Origin of the sequence: Chitinophaga sp., from assembly GCF_036566945.1 — a bacterium.
Lineage (GTDB): Bacteria > Bacteroidota > Bacteroidia > Chitinophagales > Chitinophagaceae > Chitinophaga.
Map to the genome: position 1 here is coordinate 1 of NZ_DATCVJ010000763.1, position 2,317 is coordinate 2,317.

The following is a 2,317-nucleotide window of genomic DNA, read 5'->3' on the forward strand; positions in this document are numbered from 1 at the left end:
CATCCAGAAAACATTCGACAACCTCGCTGCAGTTACCGGTAACCTGAAAGACAATAACTCGAAAATTACCGGCATCCTCGACAATGCTCAGAAAGCAACAGATGCACTGGCAAAAGGTAACATCGACCAAACACTGGCACAATTACAGCAAACAGCCACTAACCTGAATGCCACCATCGCCAAGTTGAATACCACCGATGGCACCGCCGGCATGTTGCTGAACGACAAAAAAGTGTATAACAATCTTCAGTATTCATTGGGAAATCTGAATAAGCTGCTGGAAGACCTCCGCGTCAATCCAAAACGCTATGTACACTTCTCCCTGTTTGGAAAAAAAGATAAAACGAAGCCGTTACCTTCTGATACAGCAGCGGCACAATAATAAGAATCAATGCATCGATACATAAAATCAGGGATTTTTCTGGCCGTCATATGCCTGCTGGCATTTTCGGCCAGCGCCCAGTTTCCGGATAAACCAGCACCGAAAACTGGGTCCGTTATTGAAATTATTCATGCGGATACACTCATCATGTATGAGCGGGATTCTGTTAGCATGACCCGCTTCGTCGGCGCCGCCGTCTTTAAACAAGGTACTACCCTGTTTAATTGCGATAGCGCCGTGAAGAACAACAAAACCAACGTTATCGACGCCTATGGCCATATTCATATTAACCAGGCAGATAGTGTTCACATCTACGGTAACTACCTTAACTACGATGCCAACACCCGCATTGCCCTCTTAAGAGACGAAGCCCGGCTTACCGACGGAAAGGTGACCATCACCGGCCCGGAACTGCAGTATGATATGAATGCCAAAATTGGCTCCTATGTGAAAACAGGGAAACTGGTAAACGGTAAAAGTGTGCTCACCAGCGATGAAGGATACTATTACACTGAACCCAAAGAAATGCATTTCATACAAAATGTACTCCTGGTGGATCCTGAATATACCCTCAGTACCAGTGAACTAAACTATAACACCGGTACCAAAATAGCCACCATCATTGCGCCTACCACGATCAACAGTAACGATAAAAGCACCATGTACGCTACCAGCGGTTACTATGATACCGACAAAGGCTATGGTAACTTTGGTAACCGTCCTACTATTGAAGACAGTACCGGTACCATTACCGCCGATAATATAGAAATGGATAAATTAACCGGTATGGCCTATGCCACCGGTAATATGGTGTACAAAGATACCGCGCGCAAAATGTCGCTGCTGGCCAACAGAGGTGTGGTTAACCAACGGGAAAAAACCGTCCTGGCCACACAGAAGCCCCTGCTGATCATGGAAAAAAATAAGGATACCCTGTATATGGCCGCCGATACGCTGTTTTCAGGCGTCATCCATCCGGGCGACAGCTTATCCATTCCTTCCGTAGCAGGACTCAAACGCGTACCGGATTCTCCGACTAAAAACCTCCGGTCACTTCAAACAATACGACCGCCGGAAAGATTTAATGCCACCATTTCACCCATCACCAAAGGCGATTCCATTGCCCGAAAACAACAGGATAGTATAGCCGGCAACGTTATGATGTTCATGGCCGACAGCGCCCTGCAAAAAACAAGGCAAAAACTCGATACCTCCCTGGTGAAAAATGTGAAAATAGCCGCCATACCAACGGTAGTCATGCACGATTCCCTGCCGGGCATCAAACATCATGCAGACAGCATGGCACTCAGTGCGCCAAAAGACACAGCAGAACAACGCTATATCCTGGCCTACCATCATGTAAGGGTGTTTTCGGATTCCCTGCAGGCAGTGGCCGACAGCGTATTCTATTCTTCAAAAGATTCTATCTTCCGCTTCTACCGCAACCCGGTGATCTGGTCCAATAATACCACACAACTGAGTGGCGACACCATTCTCATGTTCACAAAAAACCAGACCGCTGATAAAATGCTCCTGAAAAATAATGGTTTCATTATCAACGAAGCCGGTCCCGACATGTTTAACCAGATCAAAGGCAATGTCATTACCGGTTATGTGGTAGGTGAAACCCTCGACTGGATGCACGTGGAAGGGAACGCGGAAACAATTAACTATATCAAAGATCAGGCAGGCGCCTATATGAGCGTCAATAAAGCACAATGCGCTATTATTAATATCTTCTTCAAAAAAGGAGAAGTGGATAAAGTGGTGCTGATCAAAGATCCTGAAGGGACCGTGTATCCATTTACGCAACGTCCAAAAGACCAGCTACAACTGGAAAATTTCAAATGGGACATCAAACGGCAACCGAAAAGCAAGTACGAGTTAATGCATTAAAAAGAATTACGAATTACGAATTACGAATTACGGGACTAA

General features: G+C 45.8%; 2 protein-coding genes. Both read left to right on the forward strand.

Annotated features, from left to right (window positions below; translation table 11 throughout):
* A partial coding sequence (locus tag VIP81_RS22945; RefSeq protein WP_414649369.1) for an MlaD family protein occupies positions 1 to 382 on the forward strand: 382 nt, incomplete at its 5' end.
* Between the two features lie 9 nt (positions 383 to 391).
* A complete protein-coding gene (locus VIP81_RS22950; RefSeq protein ID WP_331966892.1) occupies positions 392 to 2,278 on the forward strand; it encodes an OstA-like protein in 1,887 nt (628 codons plus the stop codon).
* Positions 2,279 to 2,317: the final 39 nt, after the last annotated feature.

What these genes read in the sequence shown, in the direction of transcription:
- VIP81_RS22950 (WP_331966892.1), top strand. Translation starts at nt 392, where the DNA reads ATGCATCGATACATAAAATCAGGGATTTTTCTGGCCGTCATATGCCTG.